Below are 18,350 nucleotides of genomic sequence, written 5' to 3'. Positions count from 1 at the left end.
GGCCAGCAGCGTGGATTCATGCGGGTTCGCCTGTGCCTCGTACTGAAAAGCCCCCCGCAGAATTCTTCTTAAAAGATAAGAAACGTGTTAAAAAGTAGCGCCGATTGTTACAGGCTTACAGAGAGACAATGACCACACTGGATGCTCCACTTGCCAATCCCAGCTCAGTTGCCACGCAGCGGGCCACCCGTACGGTCTTTTTTATTGCCGGGATAGCTATGGCCGCGTGGGCACCTCTGGTTCCCTATGCCAAAGCGCGGGCGGTGCTGAATGAAGGTACGCTGGGGACACTGCTGCTCTTCCCCGGACTGGGCTCGCTTATCGCGATGCCGCTGACCGGTATACTGGTTGGCCGCTTTGGCTGTCGCCGGGTAATTACCTCTGGCGCGCTATTCGTTCTGATAGCACTGCCGCTTCTGGCAACCCTTTCCACGCCGGTTGGCCTTGCGCTGGCGCTGATGATGTTCGGGGCGGCAATTGGCCTGGTGGATGTCGCGATGAATATACAGGCTGTGGAGGTCGAAAAAGCCTCCGGGCGCGTGATGATGTCCGGCTTTCACGGTTTTTACAGCGTGGGCGGAATTGCCGGTGCAGGCATGGTCAGCCTCTGCCTTGTGGCCGGTTTTTCCCCGCTGGCGGCCGTGGGCATGGTGGCGGCGATGGTGCTGCTGCTCTGGATATTCTGTCAGCGTCATCTGCTGAATCAGCGACTGCATCAGCCGGACGCTCCTCTCTTTGTGGTGCCGCGCGGTTGGGTGCTTTTTCTGGGCCTGCTGTGCTTTATTCTGTTTCTGTCGGAGGGGGCAATTCTGGATTGGGGAGCGCTGTTTCTGACCGAGAGCCGGGGCCTGCCCCCTTCGCAGGCGGGACTGGGCTACGTGCTCTTTTCCGTCGCGATGACACTTGGCAGACTGAACGGCGATCGCATTGTCAGTTTCTTTGGCCGCACCGCCACGCTTTGTTGCGGCTCGCTGTGCGCTGCAGGTGGACTGATGCTGGCTGTACTGGTGCCGGGCAGCACTGCCGCGCTGGCCGGTTTTGTGCTGGTAGGGCTGGGCGGATCAAACGCCGTGCCTATCATGTTCAGCGCCGCAGGAAAGCAGACGGCGATGCCGGTGAATCTGGCGATTTCTTCCATGACAACCCTGGGTTATGCAGGTATTCTGGCAGGCCCGGCGCTGATTGGCTTTATTTCACAGTGGTCCAGTCTGGCGACGGCCTTTAGCCTTATTGCCATCCTGCTGTTAGTCGTGGCCGCCAGCGCCCGGCCAATCACACGTTAACTGGGGTATCACGCTACGCTTATGTTGCCATACAAATTTCCGCTTACGTCAGGCAATGTCACGCGCTTTTTCGCGATATTTATTCTTGTGCTGCTGCTGGCCTCCGGGTTTATGATCCATAACTCGGTGAACGCCTGGCTGAAGGGCAAGCGCTACGCCATGGAAGATATTACCCATGCGATGCAAAAGCGTATTGATACCTACCGGTTTGCCACCTGGCAGATTTATGAAAATCTGGCGGCCAGCGCGGCAGGCACGCCGCCTAACAGCCTTCAGGAAACCAGGCTGCGTCCGGACGTTTACTATCTTGAGAAAACGCGACGTAAAACCGAGGCGCTCATTTTTGGCTCCCATGACAGCAGCACGCTTGATATGACGCTGCGCATGTCCAACTATCTCGATACGCTTTGGGGCGCGGAGAACAGCACCTGGTCAATGTATTTTCTTAACGGTCAGGATAACAGCATGATCCTGGTTTCCACCCTGCCGCTGAAGGATATGGCAACCCGCTATAAAGAGAGCACCATCAGCACTATCGTTGAAGCACGGCGGGCAGAGATGCTCCAGCAGGCCAACGCACTTGATGAGCGCGAGAGCTTCTCTCCCCTGCGCCGTTTTAGCTGGCAAAACGATCACTATTTTACGGTACGTACCACCTTCAATCAGCCGGGACATCTGGCGACGGTGGTTGCTTTCGATCTGCCTATTAACGACTTGATCCCATTGAATATGCCGCTGGAAAATTTCCAGCTGAAGCAGGACGCGGTGGTGCCCGTCAGCGACGCCACAGACAGCGACACTGGGCATAACAGTAAAGTTACGCTGGGCAATAAGTACGTTGAGATTGCCGCCTCGTTGACCAGCACGCCGCTTCAGCTGACCTATCGGGTGCCGCTGATGGGCCTGATTGGCGATACGTTGCATAATCTGCTGTGGCCGCTGCTGGCGAATCTTGCGCTGCTGCTGCTCTCGCTGAGTGGGCTGTTCCTGCTGCGTCAGCAATCATTGCGCCCGAGCGAAAACCAGAGCGCCGAACTGGACTCGCTAAGAATGCTGAATGAAGAGATCGTTGGCAGCCTGCCGGTCGGCCTGCTGGTCTATGATTTTGCCAATAATCGTACGCTTATCAGCAACAAAATTGCCGAGCATCTGCTGCCGCATCTCAACCTGCAAAAAATCATCAATATGTCCGATCAGCATCAGGGCATCTTGCAGGCCACGGTTAACAATGAAGTTTATGAAATCCGCCACGCCCGCAGCGCGCTCTCTCCTAACACGCAGCTGTTTATGATGCGCGATCAGGACCGCGAACTGCTGGTGAATAAAAAGCTGCAGAAAGCGCAGCAGGTGCTGGATAAAAACCACCAGACGCGGCAGCAGCTGTTGCAGAATCTGGGGCATGCGCTGAACGCTCCGCTGACGAAGGTGATAACGCAGCTTGAAGCATTAAGCGCTGACCAGCCCGGTGAGGAAATTGCGTCCGCGCTGGAAGAGACCCATGCGCTCAGCCGGCTTGTCGATGACATCGTTCTGCTTAATCGGCTGGAAACCCACGACTGGGCGCCGGACGCCGGCGCGTTTAATTTGCAGGCGCTGCTCGACGAACTGGTGCTGGAGGCGCTCCCTTCCCTGCGGCGTAAAGGGTTGAAGCTGGTGGTCAGCAACCGGCTGAACGTAGATGAAGTTCGCTTCGGCGATCGGCGTGCGCTCTATAAAATCCTGTCAACGCTGCTGCACTACTCCATCACCAGTACCACCTGGGGGCGGATCAGCATTGAAATCGCTCATCCGGCCGATCTTCCCGATCGTCTGAGTATTGAAATTATTGATACCGGCGCTGGCCTGACCGTGGATGAGATGGGCAATAACGATTTTCCTTTCCTCGGCGAAACCAGCCAGGATCGGTTCGGCCAGGCTTCCGGCCTGGCGTTTTTCCTCTGCAAACAGCTGTGTAAACAGCTGGGAGGCCATCTTTCTATTGTGGCGCGTCCTGATATTGGTACGCGCTACAGTATTGAGGTCCACGCGCCTGAAGAGAACCAGCAGGTACAGGAAGAAAAACTGCTGGAAGGCCTGACGGCGCTGATTGAGATCACGGTGGATGACGTCCGAAAAATCGTGGTTCATCAGCTTGAAAACTGGGGCGCGAGCTGTATTACCCCGGATGAACGCTTCTCGGGTCAGGATCACGATCTCCTGATCACTGACGATCCGACGCGCCTGACGCCGTGGGCGCTTCTGCTTGTGGATGATGAAGTGGGCTTCAGTTCGCTTTCGCACAATCAGCTGAAGGTGAACTTCAATATCAGCAGCGCCATGCAGGACGCGCTGCTGCAGCTGATTGAGCTACAGCTTGCCGAGGATGAGTCCGGGACGGAGTGGGAGGAAGACCAGGGGGCGGTTCAGCTTTTCGCACCAGGATACTTCCAGCTCTTCGTCGATACAGTACCAGATGATGTAAAGAGATTGTATAATGAGGCGGCGGAAAGGGACTGGAGTTCGCTTGCTCAGACTGCACATCGCCTGAAAGGCGTGTTTGCCATGCTCAATTTGACACCGGGCAAGCAGCTTTGTGAAACGTTAGAACAGCACATTACAGAGTGTGACGATTCAAACATTAAAAATACCACCAGTGAGATTGACCACTACGTCAACGATCTGCTGCAGCAAGGTAACCAATAATATGAACAACATGAACGTAATTATTGCCGATGACCACCCGATTGTACTGTTCGGTATTCGCAAGTCACTTGAACAGATTGAATGGGTTAATGTAGTTGGTGAGTTCGAAGATTCCACAGCCTTAATCAACAGCTTGTCCAAGCTTGATGCCAACGTTTTGATCACCGACCTGTCGATGCCCGGTGAGAAATACGGTGACGGCATTACGCTGATCAAATATATCAAACGTCACTACCCGGATCTGTCGATCATTGTTCTGACCATGAACAATAACCCGGCGATCCTCAGCGCGGTGCTGGATCTCGATATCGAAGGGATCGTGCTGAAGCAGGGCGCACCAACCGACCTGCCGAAAGCGCTGGCTGCCCTGCAAAAAGGGAAGAAGTATACGCCGGACAGCGTGGCCAAACTGCTGGAGAAAATCAGCGCGGGCGGCTACGGCGACAAACGTCTTTCTCCAAAAGAGAGCGAGGTTCTTCGCCTGTTTGCCGAAGGTTTCCTGGTGACTGAAATCGCCAAGAAGCTTAACCGCAGCATCAAAACCATCAGTAGCCAGAAGAAGTCAGCGATGATGAAACTGGGCGTGGAAAACGATATTGCGCTGCTGAACTACCTCTCCTCCGTCAGCACCACACCGGTAGACAGAGAGTGACAGGTCACTAGCGATCTGAAGGGCGGATAGCGATATCCGCCCTTTTTTTTACCCTTCCCTGCTCTTTCTCACCCGCTCCGCATAGGTAGCCAGGGTTTTTCGCAACGTATCCAGCGTGACCGGTTTCGACAGGCAGTTATCCATTCCCGCTTCCATACAGCGCTGCTTCTCCTCTGCCAGCGCATTGGCCGTCACGCCGACAACCGGGAACGTCAGGCCGAGCTGCCGCAGACGCTGGGTCAGCCGGTAGCCGTCCATATTAGGCATATTCACGTCGGTCAGCACAATATCAATGTCGCTGCGGCTGAGGACGCTCAGCGCATCCACGCCATCCTGTGCGGTTTTCACCCGGTAGCCGAGCGAACCGAGCTGATCGGACAGCAGCATCCGGTTGATGGGGTGATCGTCCACCACCAGGATCAGAATATCTTCATTACTGATGCTCTGCTCATCCGCGACGGGCAGAAGAGGCGAAGCGTCGGGCATCGCCACTTCCACGCGATAGATGCGTCCGAGCAGCGCCGGAAGCTCATGCGGCGTGGTGGTGCCGTAGACCCAGCGACCGGCGGCAATCTCCTGCGGGCCGTCGTTGTGACTGCCATCGAAGCGGATGATCGCCCGCAGCGGAAGATCCGTCTGGAAATCGTAGTCGGTCACGATTATATCCTCAGCGCTGCTACCGCCCTCGCCCAGGCGCTCTACCTCAACGCCGTGCTCGCGCAGCAGCCTTTCCAGGAACGCGGCCAGCGCCTCGTTTCGTACCTCCAGCCAGCAGCGTCTGCCCTGAAGCCCGTCATGCAGCACGGGCGTCATCACCTTGCTGTTATAAAGAGGAATACGCACGATAAACTGGCTGCCCATGCCTGGCTCTGAATCCACCTCAATATCGCCGTCCATCATATTGATCAGCTTTTCGCAGATCGCCAGCCCCAGGCCGGTGCCCTGGAAATTACGCTGGACGCCGGTGCCAACCTGGAAAAAGGGATCGAACAGGCGGGTAATTTCTCTGGAGGGGATGCCGACGCCGGTATCGCGTACCCGGAAAGCCAGATAGCCGTCTTTGACAAAGGCTTGCAGAACGATCCCGCCGGTATGGGTAAATTTAATCGCGTTGTTGAGCAGATTGGAGATGACCTGCTGCAGGCGCAGCGGATCGCCATCCAGCGTGACCGGGACGTCGCTGTCGATAAACACCCAGAGGGTAAGGCGTTTTTTTACCACCATCGCAAGGTAGTTCGAGGCAATATGGGTAATCACTTCCCTTGGCGAAAATTCGCGGGGTTCGATGCGCAGCTGCTCCGACTCGATTTTCGAAAAGTCGAGGATGTCGCTGATGATTTTCAGCAGCAGGCTGGAGGAGTTGTTCATCGCCGTGACCAGCGAATCGACCCCTTTCGGCAGCACCTTGGTTTGCAGCAGGTCGAGGTTACCAATAATGCCGTACAGCGGCGTGCGCAGCTCGTGACTGACGGTCGCCAGGAACATCGACTTCGACTGGCTGGCCTGTTCGGCCGCCTGCGCCATTTCATGAAGCGACTCTTCCATCTTGACGCGCGCCGACACATCGACCAGCACGCAAATCGCCACGTTCTCATTGCGGTAGCGCGAGTGAACAAAGCTGATTTGCAGGTTGGTGTTGCTGCCGGTCAGGACATCGACGAAATTGACCTGCTGCCCGCAAATAATTTCCGTCAGCCGCTGCCGATCTTCCTGGGTCAGCATGCTGAGGTAGTTGTGGGCCAGCTCGTTGCTGAGAATATTGGTACCGTCGCTGGTGCGGAGAATACAGATCCCGACCGGCGCCGAGGCGACAATCTTGCGGTTGAACTGTTCGTGTTCCTCCAGGCGGTGCGCGTTATCCTCCGCCGGTAAGAACATCCGGCGTTCAAACTGCCAGGCGAGCGTGAAGAGCCCGAAGGCGCTGATCAGGTTGAGCAGGATGGCGTTGATGATAAGCGTTTTCAGCTTCTCAACCATCTCATTGGTCTCGACCGAGTAGATCACCGACAGGGATGATGGCGCCAGGTTCTTTTTCAGCACCAGCCGCTTATAGCCATTGGCATAGCCGAACCAGGACGCTTTATCCGGCAGATCGTCCAGGGCGATGCGCGGGCCGACGCGCGGTGAGGACATGACGCGACGGTTATTTTCATCCACCAGCGTTGCGCTGACCGGAAAACTGCCCGGCGTCAGGAAATCTTCTACCCGGATGGTTTGCTCCACGCCCAGCAGCGCGGCCATCTTGCCGGCAACGTGGACCGGCGTCACCATATAATAATATCCCACGCCCGGCTGGCTGGAAGGGGCCAGCCAGAAGAGATTATTTTTCCGCTGCTCCTCATTGCCGTTACGGTACTTCAGAATACGTTCATGCAGCGACTTCAGCGCACGCTCGCGGTCAGCCGAAGTATTGCCCACGCCAAAGTCAGCCAGGCAGAGGCTCTCACCGCCGACGAAGAAAACGCGGTTCAGCTCGTAGGCGGAAGAGAAGTTTTCTTTCCAGTAATGGAGGAAGTAGCTCAGCGATTCCAGCGAACTGCGCCAGTTATTGCTCATCACGCCACAGTCCGAGTCGGCGTAGAGCGGATAGAACTGCGGCAGCGTAATTTTGCCGGGGAAAAGGCCGTTCAGCACATCCAGGCCGTTTGCGGAGGCGTTAAGGCGATTCTCCGCAATATATTTCAGCTCGCGGGAGACGCCTGCGGAATGACGGATATACCACTGCGCCTGCTCAAAGTTGGCGTTAAACTCCTGACGAACCTGGTTTTCTTTCTCGTGTAGTACGCTGATGATATAAAACGTGGTCAGCAATGCGCCCAGCGTCCAGAGCATAAGAGCCAGCGCCCGGAAAAGGTAACGGGAGATCCTTAAGGTGGTTCTGAACGAGACGAGATATTTCAAGCGAAACCTATAGTGGCAGCGGTGTCAGGTTGACATTTTTTGATCCCGCTACACTACCGCCAGAACGGATAAAAAGCCAGTTAACACCGGTTCCGGCGCGCATAAAAAAAGCCGGTTCAGTGAACCGGCTTTCCAGAGTAAGGCGTTAAGGATTACTCCTCTTCGTCGCCTTCGGGTGCCTCATCGTCGCTCTCCACTTCCGGGGCGATATCCTCATCCCCTTCCGCGAGGCTGCCGTCAATGGCATCCAGCTCTTCTTCTTCTACGGGTTCTGCCACGCGCTGCAAGCCGACGACGTTCTCATCTTCTGCGGTGCGGATCAGAATGACCCCCTGCGTATTTCGGCCGACCACGCTCACTTCTGAGACGCGGGTACGTACCAGCGTACCGGCATCGGTGATCATCATGATCTGATCGCCGTCGACAACCTGGACGGCACCAATCACAGGCCCGTTACGCTCGGTGACTTTGATGGAGATTACGCCCTGCGTCGCACGAGACTTGGTTGGGTACTCGCTGTTCGCGGTACGTTTACCGTAGCCGTTCTGCGTTACGGTCAGGATGGCACCATCATCACGCGGCACAATCAGCGACACAACGCGATCGCCTTCCGCCAGCTTGATACCGCGTACGCCCGAAGCGGTACGTCCCATGGCGCGCACCGCGCTTTCGGCGAAGCGAACCACTTTACCGGCGGCGGAGAAGAGCATCGCCTCGTCGTTGCCGTTGGTCAGCGCCACGCCAATCAGTTCGTCATCTTCACGCAGGTTGACGGCAATAATACCGGCGCTGCGTGGACGGCTGAACTCGGTCAGGGCGGTTTTCTTCACGGTGCCGCTGGCGGTCGCCATAAAGATATTCCAGCCTTCGGCGTATTCACGCACCGGCAGGATCGCGGTGATGCGTTCGTTGGCTTCCAGCGGCAGCAGGTTGACGATAGGCCGGCCACGCGCACCGCGGCTCGCTTCCGGCAGCTGGTAGACCTTCATCCAGTAGAGACGGCCCCGGCTGGAGAAGCAGAGGATCGTATCGTGGGTGTTGGCAACCAGCAGCCGATCGATAAAGTCTTCTTCCTTGATGCGGGCGGCAGACTTACCCTTACCGCCGCGACGCTGCGCTTCATAATCCGACAGCGGCTGATACTTCACATAGCCCTGATGCGACAGGGTGACCACCACATCTTCCTGGTTGATCAGATCCTCGATGTTGATATCGGCGCTGTTGGCGGTGATTTCGGTGCGGCGCTGGTCGCCGAACTGATCGCGGATCAGCTCCAGCTCTTCGCGGATCACTTCCATCAGGCGCTCAGAGCTTTCCAGAATGCGCAGCAGTTCAGCGATCTGCCCCAGCAGCTCTTTGTACTCATCCAGCAGCTTTTCATGCTCAAGGCCGGTCAGTTTCTGCAAGCGCAGATCCAGAATCGCCTGAGCCTGCTGCTCGGTCAGGTAGTACTGACCATCGCGAATGCCGAACTCATCTTCCAGCCACTCCGGACGCGCGGCGTTGTCACCGGCACGCTCCAGCATGGCAGATACGTTACCCAGCGCCCACGGGCGCGCAACCAGCCCGGCTTTCGCTTCTGCCGGGTTTGGCGCGCGGCGGATCAGCTCGATAATCGGATCGATGTTAGCCAGTGCGATAGCCAGCGCTTCAAGGATATGCGCGCGGTCGCGCGCCTTGCGCAGCTCAAAGATGGTCCGGCGCGTCACCACTTCACGGCGGTGGCGCACGAAGGCTTCAAGAATATCCTTCAGCGGCATAATTTTCGGCTGGCCCTGATGCAGCGCCACCATATTGATGCCGAAGGAGGTTTGCAGCTGCGTCAGCGAGTAGAGGTTGTTCAGCACCACTTCGCCAACCGCATCGCGCTTAACCTCAACCACGATACGCATACCGTCTTTATCGGATTCATCACGCAGCGCGCTGATGCCTTCCAGACGTTTCTCTTTCACCAGCTCAGCCATTTTCTCAATCAGGCGCGCTTTGTTCACCTGATAGGGAATTTCGTGAATGATGATCGTTTCGCGGCCGGTTTTGGCATCCACTTCCACTTCGCCACGGGCGCGGATATAAATTTTGCCGCGGCCGGTGCGGTAGGCTTCCTCTATTCCACGGCGGCCGTTGATGATGGCGGCAGTCGGGAAGTCGGGGCCAGGGATGTGTTCCATCAGCCCTTCAATGCTGATGTTCTCATCTTCGATATAGGCCAGGCAGCCGTTAATCACTTCCGTCAGGTTATGCGGAGGAATGTTGGTGGCCATCCCGACGGCAATGCCCGAAGAACCGTTAACCAGCAGGTTCGGGATTTTGGTCGGCATGACTTCAGGGATCTGCTCCGTGCCGTCATAGTTTGGCACGTAGTCGACGGTCTCTTTTTCCAGATCCGCCAGCAGCTCATGGGCGATTTTGGACATGCGTACTTCGGTGTAACGCATCGCCGCCGCGGAGTCGCCGTCGACGGAGCCGAAGTTACCCTGCCCATCGACCAGCATATAGCGCAGCGAGAAAGGCTGCGCCATACGAACAATAGTGTCATACACGGCGGTGTCGCCATGCGGGTGATATTTACCGATTACGTCGCCGACAACACGGGCGGACTTTTTATAGGGTTTATTCCAGTCATTGCCCAATACGTTCATGGCATAGAGCACGCGACGGTGCACGGGTTTGAGGCCGTCCCGAACGTCTGGCAATGCACGGCCAACGATGACCGACATGGCATAATCCAGGTAAGAGTTCTTTAACTCTTCCTCGATATTGACCGGTGTGATTTCTCTGGCTAGGTCGCTCATGGAGCCGCTATCCCTCTACATTATACCCGGATTCAAAGGTGCGAAAGTATATCACCTTAAGGCCTGATGGTGAACGGAAAGCGTCTTTTTGCCCGGTTTAATCCGCTCCGCGTGCCGCGGCGGGCAACGCTGCCCATCTCTGCACAGAAAGATGTATACTTGCTGCAAACTTTGCAGGGAGTAAGAGAGTAATGAAGGCAGAACATAACGCCGCCACGGTCAACGTCGATCGGAGCGAAATCGCCAAATTTGAAGCCGTGGCTTCCCGCTGGTGGGATCTTGAAGGGGAGTTTAAGCCGCTTCACCGGATTAACCCGCTACGCCTCGGTTATATCGCTCAGTACAGCGAGGGGCTGTTTGGGAAAAAAGTCCTCGACGTGGGCTGCGGCGGCGGCATCCTGGCGGAGAGCATGGCCCGTGAGGGCGCGGAAGTGACCGGCCTGGATATGGGCGCGGAGCCGCTGCAAATTGCCCGCCTGCACGCGCTGGAAAGCGGCGTAAAAATCGATTATGTCCAGCAGACCGTGGAAGAGCACGCCGAACAGTTCGCCGGTCAGTATGACGTGGTGACCTGTATGGAGATGCTGGAGCACGTGCCGGACCCGCGCTCCGTTGTTCACGCCTGTGCAAAACTGGTGAAACCGGGCGGCGAAGTGTTCTTTTCCACGCTGAACCGCAACAGTAAATCCTGGCTGATGGCCGTGATCGGCGCTGAGTATGTGCTGCGCATGGTGCCGCGCGGCACCCACGATATTAAAAAGTTTATCCGCCCGGCAGAGCTGCTGAACTGGGTGGACGAGGCCGCGCTGCGTGAGCGTCATATGATTGGCCTGCACTACAATCCGTTGACCAACAAGTTCAAGCTGGCACCCGGCGTTGACGTCAACTATATGGTGCATACTCATCGCCCGGTTGAGTAACCTTTTGTCAGGCACCACGACGTTTGCCGTCGCGGTGCCTGGAGATACGCCCGGGTAAATCTGACTGTCATCACTCAGATATAGAATATTCCCCACGTCATAACGTTTTCCTGTTGGACAAAAAGCGCGCTGCGGGCCAGCATCATTCACGAAGTTATCCACCTGGCACTAACTGGCGCTAATGGGAAAGCCTGCTCCATGACTGGCGACACTTTATGCAAAATAATCCGCACTCGCTGGCGGCTGAACAAGAAAAACGCGCTTGATCATATTTCTTAAATTTTTATCAGCCTGTTGACATTGCGCCAGGGCCTTGAGAAACGTGGACTTAGGAAATATGCCAGCCACCGATCATTAAAATCCGCGCGTCGTCAAGGCTTGTTAAGATCGCAGAAATTACTAAAATAACCACCATATTGTTATCAATACTTCTCTTACCCCCTATATATAGTGTTTATCCACAGAGTTACTCACACCTGAGCAGTCTGTGCATAAACGGGGGATATTTTCGATCTCACGGACAGGATATTACGCCCCATGAATCAGAGCCTGCTTGTCACTAAACGCGATGGCCGCACCGAACGCATTAACCTCGATAAAATCCACCGCGTGCTTGACTGGGCTGCAGAAGGTCTGCATAACGTTTCTGTTTCGCAGGTTGAACTGCGTTCCCACATTCAGTTTTATGAAGGGATGCGCACCTCTGATATCCATGAAACGATCATCAAATCCGCCGCCGACCTGATCTCCCGCGACGCGCCGGACTATCAGTATCTGGCGGCCCGCCTCGCCATCTTCCATCTGCGTAAAAAAGCCTACGGCCAGTTTGAGCCGCCTAAGCTTTATGACCAGGTGAAGCGCATGGTGGATCTGGGCAAATACGATCGCCACCTGCTGGAAGACTACAGCGTGGAAGAGTTCGAGCAGATGGACGGCTTTATTGACCACTGGCGCGACATGAACTTCTCCTACGCCGCCGTGAAGCAGCTGGAAGGGAAATATCTCGCGCAGAACCGCGTGACCGGCGATATCTATGAGAGCGCGCAGTTCCTCTATATTCTGGTTGCGGCCTGCCTCTTCTCCGGCTATCCCCGCGAGACGCGTCTGGACTATGTGAAGCGCTTCTACGACGCGATTTCAACCTTTAAAATCTCCCTGCCTACGCCGATCATGTCCGGCGTGCGCACGCCGACCCGTCAGTTCAGCTCCTGCGTGCTGATCGAGTGCGGCGACAGCCTGGATTCCATCAACGCCACCTCCAGCGCGATTGTGAAGTATGTTTCCCAGCGTGCCGGCATCGGCATCAACGCTGGCCGCATTCGTGCGCTGGGCAGCCCGATTCGCGGTGGCGAAGCGTTCCATACCGGCTGTATCCCGTTCTATAAGCACTTCCAGACCGCAGTGAAGTCCTGTTCACAGGGCGGCGTTCGCGGCGGCGCGGCGACCCTTTTCTATCCGATGTGGCATCTGGAAGTGGAAAGCCTGCTGGTGCTGAAAAATAACCGTGGCGTTGAAGGTAACCGCGTACGCCATATGGATTACGGCGTACAGCTGAACAAGCTGATGTACCAGCGCCTGCTTAAAGGCCAGGATATCACGCTGTTCAGCCCTTCAGACGTGCCGGGTCTGTATGACGCTTTCTTTGCCGATCAGGATGAGTTCGAGCGCCTCTACACCAAATACGAAGCTGACGACAGCATCCGCAAGCAGCGCGTTAAGGCCGTCGACCTTTTCTCGCTGATGATGCAGGAGCGCGCCTCTACCGGCCGCATCTACATTCAGAACGTGGACCACTGCAACACCCACAGCCCGTTTGATGCCAGCATCGCGCCGGTTCGCCAGTCGAATCTCTGCCTGGAAATTGCGCTGCCAACCAAACCGCTGATGGACGTGAATGACGAGAACGGTGAAATCGCCCTCTGTACGCTTTCCGCCTTTAACCTGGGCGCCATCGACAGCCTGGACGATCTGGAAGAGCTGGCGACCCTGGCCGTGCGTGCGCTTGACGCGCTGCTCGACTACCAGGATTACCCGATTCCGGCCGCTCAACGCGGCGCGATGGGCCGTCGCACGCTGGGTATCGGCGTGATCAACTTCGCCTACTACCTGGCGAAGCACGGCGTCCGCTACTCAGACGGCAGCGCCAATAACCTGACCCATAAGACCTTCGAGGCGATTCAGTATTATCTGCTGAAGGCGTCGAACGAGCTGGCGAAAGAGCAAGGCGCCTGCCCGTGGTTCAACGAAACCACCTACGCGCAAGGCATCCTGCCGATCGACACCTATAAGAAAGACCTGGATGCGATCAGCAACGAGCCGCTGCATCTGGACTGGGACGGCCTGCGTGAGCAGATAAAAACCCACGGCCTGCGCAACTCCACGCTTTCTGCCCTGATGCCGTCTGAAACCTCTTCGCAGATTTCTAACGCCACCAACGGCATTGAGCCACCGCGCGGCCATATCAGCATTAAAGCGTCCAAGGATGGCATCCTGCGTCAGGTGGTGCCGGAGTATGAGCGCCTGAAAGAGAGCTATGAACTGCTGTGGGATATGCCAAATAACGACGGCTACCTGCAGCTGGTCGGCCTGATGCAGAAGTTTATCGACCAGGCTATCTCGTCGAATACCAACTACGATCCGTCGCGCTTTGCTAATGGCCGCGTACCGATGAAGCAGCTGCTGAAAGATCTGCTGACGGCCTACAAGTTCGGGGTGAAAACGCTCTACTACCAGAACACTCGTGACGGTGCGGAAGACGCGCAGGACGATCTGGCCCCTTCCGTTCAGGATGACGGCTGTGAAAGCGGCGCCTGCAAGATTTAATTAACAGCGGGGCAGGCTACTCTGTCCCCTTCTTCGCTCCACGGGTCGGTCTGACCGGCCCGCGTTTACTGGATTGACGCAAATGGCTTACACAACGTTCTCGCAGAATAAAAACAACCAGCTGGATGAACCGATGTTTTTCGGCCAGCCGGTTAACGTCGCGCGCTACGATCAGCAGAAGTATGACATTTTTGAAAAGCTGATCGAAAAGCAGCTCTCCTTCTTCTGGCGTCCGGAAGAAGTGGACGTCTCCCGCGATCGCATCGACTATCAGGGCCTGCCGGATCATGAAAAGCATATTTTCATCAGCAACCTGAAGTATCAGACGCTGCTCGACTCCATTCAGGGCCGCAGCCCGAATGTGGCGCTGCTGCCGCTGATCTCGATTCCCGAGCTGGAAACCTGGATTGAAACCTGGGCGTTTTCGGAAACGATCCACTCACGCTCCTATACCCATATTATCCGCAATATCGTTAACGATCCGGCCATCGTGTTTGACGATATCGTGACCAACGAGCAGATCCTTTCCCGCGCCAAAGATATCTCTGGCTACTACGACGATCTGATTGAGATGACCAACTACTGGCATCTGCTGGGTGAAGGCACGCATCAGGTTAACGGCAAGAGCCTGACCGTCAGCCTGCGCGCGCTGAAAAAACAGCTCTATATCTGCCTGATGAGCGTCAACGCGCTGGAAGCGATCCGCTTTTACGTCAGCTTCGCCTGCTCGTTCGCCTTTGCGGAACGCGAGCTGATGGAGGGCAATGCCAAAATCATCCGCCTGATCGCCCGCGACGAAGCGCTGCACCTGACCGGCACCCAGCACATGCTGAACCTGCTGCGCAGCGGCGAAGACGATCCGGAGATGGCTGAAATCGCCCGCGAATGCCGCCAGGAGTGCTATGACCTGTTCGTGCTGGCCGCTCAGCAGGAAAAAGAGTGGGCAGAATATCTGTTCCGCGACGGCTCTATGATTGGCCTGAATAAAGATATCCTGTGGCAGTACATTGAGTACATCACCAATATCCGCATGCAGGCTGTCGGCCTCGATCTGCCGTTCAAAACCCGCTCTAACCCGATCCCGTGGATCAATTCCTGGCTGGTGTCGGATAACGTGCAGGTTGCGCCGCAGGAAGTGGAGGTGAGCTCCTATCTGGTAGGCCAGATCGACTCCGAAGTAGGCGAAAACGACTTCGACGACTTCCAGCTGTAAAATGGCCGGATCGATCATTACGCTGCGTGCTTCCGGTACGCAGCTGCACTGTCAGGATGAGCATCGTTCACTGCTGGATGCGCTGGAGTTTCACCGCATTCCCGTCGAGTATCAGTGTCGCGAAGGCTACTGTGGCTCCTGCCGCACCCGGCTGCTGAAGGGCGAAGTCTGCTACGCCGCCCGGCCGCTGGCCTTTGTGCAGCAGGATGAGATTTTACCCTGCTGCTGCACGGCAAAAGGGGATATTGAAATCGAGATGTGAGGCCAGCGAAAACCTGCCGCTTCCGCTACCCATTCTGTCACCGGGGCGAAGATATCGCCCCGTTTCTCTCTCAGGCCTTCAGCGTTTCTTCCACCTCAACCCAGCCGTGCCCCGTGGTCACTTCCATTCCGTCGAGCCAGCGACGCAGCATATTCAGCGCCAGCATCGCCACCACGTCCTGACGGGTTTTCAGTCCGTGACGGCTCACGTTAAACTTGACCCGCTGCGCCCAGCACCCCGCGGGCGTAAAGAGCGCGAAAGACAGCCTCTCCTCCTCCATTCCCCCCACGACCAGCGCGATTTCCGTGCCGGAGGCGGCAGCCAGCTCTCCGCCGCGCTCTGCCAGCTGCGCCAGCGACTCAGGGCGCGTCGGCAGCACGTTTCCTTCACCCAGCCCGGCACCCGCAGACGCCAGCTGCCAGTGAACTAACCCGGCCGTAAACTGTTCGCTTACGGCAACGCTGAGACGTTGCGCCTTCAGCCGCCGCGCCAGCTGCGCAGGCAGCCCTTCAGTGCCTTCGAAGATAACGCTTTCGCCGGCGATTTCACGGACCTTCTGCCAGAAAACTTCCATCTCCGGCAGCCTTGAGGCAGGGCCGTTAAGCTTCAACTCAATAATGGGCATTGAGGCGCGATAGCCCATCACCACGCCTTCGGGCAGCGGCAGCGGTTCAATCGCCGAGGCGAGATCGCTTTCACCCCGCCCAAAGGTGGTCATCCGCAGGCAGACTGGAGGTTCGGGGAGTGAGAAACGGGCCTTCAGGCGCGGCAGGATCTGCTGTTCAACCATCACTTTATATTCGGACGGCACGCCCGGCGTGAAGAATAGCCAGCAGCGGTTCAGCTCCAGCGCAAAGCCGCAGGCCGTCCCCACCGGATTATCCAGCATCTCCGCACCGGCAGGCAGCTCCGCCTGCTTGCGGTTGCTCGCCGCCATTTCCCTGCCGCGACTGGCGAAAAAAGCGCTCATTTTGCTGAGCCACTCTTCATGCATGACCAGATCGACGCCAGCCGCTCTGGCCGCCGCCAGCGCGCTCAGATCGTCACTGGTCGGCCCCAGCCCGCCGTTCACGATCAGCACATCAGCCACCTTGCTGCGCTGAACCAGCACCTCAACCAGCTCATCGAGATTATCGCCAACCGTCTGCCTGCTGGACATCGGCAGGCCGTTCTGGAACAGAACCTCCGCCAGCCAGGCGGCGTTAGTGTCGACGATCTGACCGTGCAGCACTTCATCGCCTGTTGAGAGCATTTCCACTCTTATCATTCTTTTCTCCGGGTCTGCCTGTGTCCGTTAACTGTATGAAGCTACCCGGTTAAACACAACTCTCTTTTCTGTTTAACAACATATACCGGAGAGGAGTCACTCTGCGTCGCTGAAGCGCCCTTTCACGCCTGTTGCCGATCCGCCACCCATTCAGCCAGCCGTTTACGGGAAAGTTTTATACCGCCTTCGCCCAGCGCCGGCAGCGGATACCAGCGGACGGGACGCTGAAAGCCTGCCAGCCGGGGCTTCGCCCAGCCGGCAATGTCGCTGAGCGGTGCCGTTGTCGTCAGCAGCGCCACCGGCCGGTGGCCGTACTCCTCATCCTCCAGCGGCACAATAAACGCCTGCGATACCGCAGGATGCTGCAACAGGATCTGCTCAATCAGCTCAGGCTGAACGCCCTCACCCGCGGAGAAAAACAGGTTATCCGTACGGCCCGTTACCTGAAGCCCACCGTCGCGCCAGCGCCCCCTGTCGCGGGTAGCGAACCAGCCCTCTTCATCGGCCAGCGGCAGCAGCTCGCCGTTTCGCCAGTAGCCCAGCCCCAGCGCCGCCGATTTCAACCGGATTTCGTCCGCCGCCAGCGTAACCTGATGACCGGCCAGCGCGGTTCCTACACCGCCGCTGCCGTCGGCCCGCATCGCCGTCACGGTCGAGGCCGTTTCGGTCATGCCATAGCCGCACCAGCAGGCGATACCCCGTGCTTCCGCCAGCGTGGTTAGTGCGGCGGGTATTGCCGATCCTCCCAGCAGCACGCACTTAAGCCCCGCAGGAAGCGCAGGCTGCCGCAGCAGGCGCCAGAGCTGGGCAGGCACCAGCGAGGCGAAGGAGCAGTGCGCCAGCGCCTCGTGCAGCGGCCTGTCGCCGGAAAGGCCGAGGGTGGCGCCCGCGTAAAGCCAGCGCCAGAGAATGCCCTGCCCCGAAACGTGAAAAAGCGGCAGGGAGAGCAGCCAGGCGTCAGCAGCGGTAAAAGCGAGACGTTCACTCACCCCTTTCGCGCTGGCAAGATGCGCGCTGAAGGTGTGGGCAACCGCTTTAGGCAGCCCGCGAGACCCCGAGGTCAGGGTCAGGGTCGCAATGGATGCGCTATCCCAGCGATGCTGTAAATTGCCTGCGGAGGCTTTTACTGACGTGGGGTCGAAAGATCGGTCCATGGCGCAGGCTGCCATAGTCAACTCTGCTGGTCGATCGCCAGGCAATGGCTCCGCCGTCAGATCGAGCATGAAATCGATATTCAGTGAAGGCAGCAGTGTCCTTAGCTGCGCCTGAGGTAGCTGCGGATTGACCGGCAGCAGCCTTGCGCCACAGCGCAGCAGGGCCAGATAAGCCATCACGGCTGCCCGGCTGTTGGCTGTCCGCAGCATAACGCCGCATCCCCTCTGCAGACCCTGAGTTTTAAAGGCGGTCGCCAGCTGCTCCACCTGATATGCAAGCTGCGACCAGCTGAGTGCGGCATCGCCTTCAATAAGCGCACGCTCACCGGGCCTGCGCTGCGCCCAGTGCTGCCAGGGCCAGGTCTTTATGCCTTCCATGCAGAAGATCCCAGTAAATACAG

The 18,350-nt window shown here is 57.2% G+C and carries 11 protein-coding genes; 7 read left to right on the top strand and 4 right to left on the bottom strand.

Translation table 11 applies throughout. The features are described 5' to 3' along the window. Positions 1-128 precede the first annotated feature (128 nt). Genes AAH446_RS09640 through rcsB form a run of 3 tightly spaced genes read left to right on the top strand, consistent with a single transcriptional unit; the run spans position 129 to position 4,617 of the window. On the top strand, positions 129-1,283 hold the full coding sequence (locus AAH446_RS09640; protein WP_342906499.1) for an MFS transporter: 1,155 nt from the start codon (positions 129-131) through the stop codon (positions 1,281-1,283). Between the two features lie 21 nt (positions 1,284-1,304). Further along, positions 1,305-3,965 carry a phosphotransferase RcsD gene (gene rcsD, locus AAH446_RS09635; RefSeq protein ID WP_342906498.1) on the top strand — a complete coding sequence of 887 codons (2,661 nt, stop codon included), beginning with the start codon at positions 1,305-1,307 and terminating at the stop codon, positions 3,963-3,965. A 1-nt stretch (position 3,966) separates the two neighbouring features. Further along, the gene (rcsB, locus tag AAH446_RS09630) at positions 3,967-4,617 is read left to right on the top strand and encodes a response regulator transcription factor RcsB (RefSeq protein ID WP_342906497.1); all 651 of its coding nucleotides are present in this window, start codon (positions 3,967-3,969) and stop codon (positions 4,615-4,617) included. A gap of 48 nt (positions 4,618-4,665) precedes the next feature. On the opposite strand, the gene rcsC is transcribed toward rcsB, so the two are convergent. Continuing rightward, positions 4,666-7,518 carry a two-component system sensor histidine kinase RcsC gene (gene rcsC, locus AAH446_RS09625; RefSeq protein WP_342906496.1) on the bottom strand — a complete coding sequence of 951 codons (2,853 nt, stop codon included), beginning with the start codon at positions 7,516-7,518 and terminating at the stop codon, positions 4,666-4,668. Between the two features lie 152 nt (positions 7,519-7,670). After that, a complete protein-coding gene (gyrA, locus tag AAH446_RS09620) occupies positions 7,671-10,310 on the bottom strand; it encodes a DNA topoisomerase (ATP-hydrolyzing) subunit A (RefSeq protein ID WP_342906495.1) in 2,640 nt (879 codons plus the stop codon). 191 nt (positions 10,311-10,501) lie between these two features. On the opposite strand from gyrA, the gene ubiG reads away from it, so the two are divergent. From ubiG to yfaE, 4 genes are all read left to right on the top strand, one after another. After that, positions 10,502-11,230, top strand: coding sequence for a bifunctional 2-polyprenyl-6-hydroxyphenol methylase/3-demethylubiquinol 3-O-methyltransferase UbiG (gene ubiG, locus AAH446_RS09615; RefSeq protein WP_342906494.1), 729 nt, complete (start codon positions 10,502-10,504; stop codon positions 11,228-11,230). A gap of 537 nt (positions 11,231-11,767) precedes the next feature. Then, positions 11,768-14,053, top strand: a complete 2,286-nt coding sequence (gene nrdA, locus AAH446_RS09610; RefSeq protein ID WP_342906493.1) for a class 1a ribonucleoside-diphosphate reductase subunit alpha — start codon at positions 11,768-11,770, stop codon at positions 14,051-14,053. Positions 14,054-14,135: 82 nt separating this feature from the next. Next, positions 14,136-15,266: a class Ia ribonucleoside-diphosphate reductase subunit beta gene (gene nrdB, locus AAH446_RS09605; protein ID WP_342906492.1), complete on the top strand. Its 1,131-nt coding sequence runs from the start codon at positions 14,136-14,138 to the stop codon at positions 15,264-15,266. Position 15,267: 1 nt separating this feature from the next. After that, a complete protein-coding gene (gene yfaE / locus AAH446_RS09600) occupies positions 15,268-15,528 on the top strand; it encodes a class I ribonucleotide reductase maintenance protein YfaE (RefSeq protein ID WP_342906491.1) in 261 nt (86 codons plus the stop codon). Positions 15,529-15,598: 70 nt separating this feature from the next. On the opposite strand, the gene AAH446_RS09595 is transcribed toward yfaE, so the two are convergent. Both AAH446_RS09595 and menE read right to left on the bottom strand, forming a co-directional pair. Next, a complete protein-coding gene (locus tag AAH446_RS09595; protein WP_342906490.1) occupies positions 15,599-16,795 on the bottom strand; it encodes a nicotinamide mononucleotide deamidase-related protein YfaY in 1,197 nt (398 codons plus the stop codon). Between the two features lie 122 nt (positions 16,796-16,917). Then, entirely contained in the window at positions 16,918-18,327 is a 1,410-nt protein-coding gene (gene menE, locus AAH446_RS09590) for an o-succinylbenzoate--CoA ligase (protein WP_342906489.1), read from the bottom strand. Positions 18,328-18,350: the final 23 nt, after the last annotated feature.

The sequence above is a fragment of the Erwinia psychrophila genome (genome assembly GCF_039023475.1).
In the GTDB taxonomy this organism is placed as follows: Bacteria; Pseudomonadota; Gammaproteobacteria; order Enterobacterales; family Enterobacteriaceae; genus Erwinia.
This window is presented reverse-complemented; position numbering and strand designations above follow the sequence as displayed.

What these genes read in the sequence shown, in the direction of transcription:
- rcsB (WP_342906497.1), top strand. Translation starts at nt 3,967, where the DNA reads ATGAACAACATGAACGTAATTATTGCCGATGACCACCCGATTGTACTG.
- menE (WP_342906489.1), bottom strand. Translation starts at nt 18,327, where the DNA reads ATGGAAGGCATAAAGACCTGGCCCTGGCAGCACTGGGCGCAGCGCAGG.
- ubiG (WP_342906494.1), top strand. Translation starts at nt 10,502, where the DNA reads ATGAAGGCAGAACATAACGCCGCCACGGTCAACGTCGATCGGAGCGAA.
- AAH446_RS09595 (WP_342906490.1), bottom strand. Translation starts at nt 16,795, where the DNA reads ATGATAAGAGTGGAAATGCTCTCAACAGGCGATGAAGTGCTGCACGGT.
- AAH446_RS09640 (WP_342906499.1), top strand. Translation starts at nt 129, where the DNA reads ATGACCACACTGGATGCTCCACTTGCCAATCCCAGCTCAGTTGCCACG.
- rcsD (WP_342906498.1), top strand. Translation starts at nt 1,305, where the DNA reads ATGTTGCCATACAAATTTCCGCTTACGTCAGGCAATGTCACGCGCTTT.
- nrdB (WP_342906492.1), top strand. Translation starts at nt 14,136, where the DNA reads ATGGCTTACACAACGTTCTCGCAGAATAAAAACAACCAGCTGGATGAA.
- nrdA (WP_342906493.1), top strand. Translation starts at nt 11,768, where the DNA reads ATGAATCAGAGCCTGCTTGTCACTAAACGCGATGGCCGCACCGAACGC.
- yfaE (WP_342906491.1), top strand. Translation starts at nt 15,268, where the DNA reads ATGGCCGGATCGATCATTACGCTGCGTGCTTCCGGTACGCAGCTGCAC.
- gyrA (WP_342906495.1), bottom strand. Translation starts at nt 10,310, where the DNA reads ATGAGCGACCTAGCCAGAGAAATCACACCGGTCAATATCGAGGAAGAG.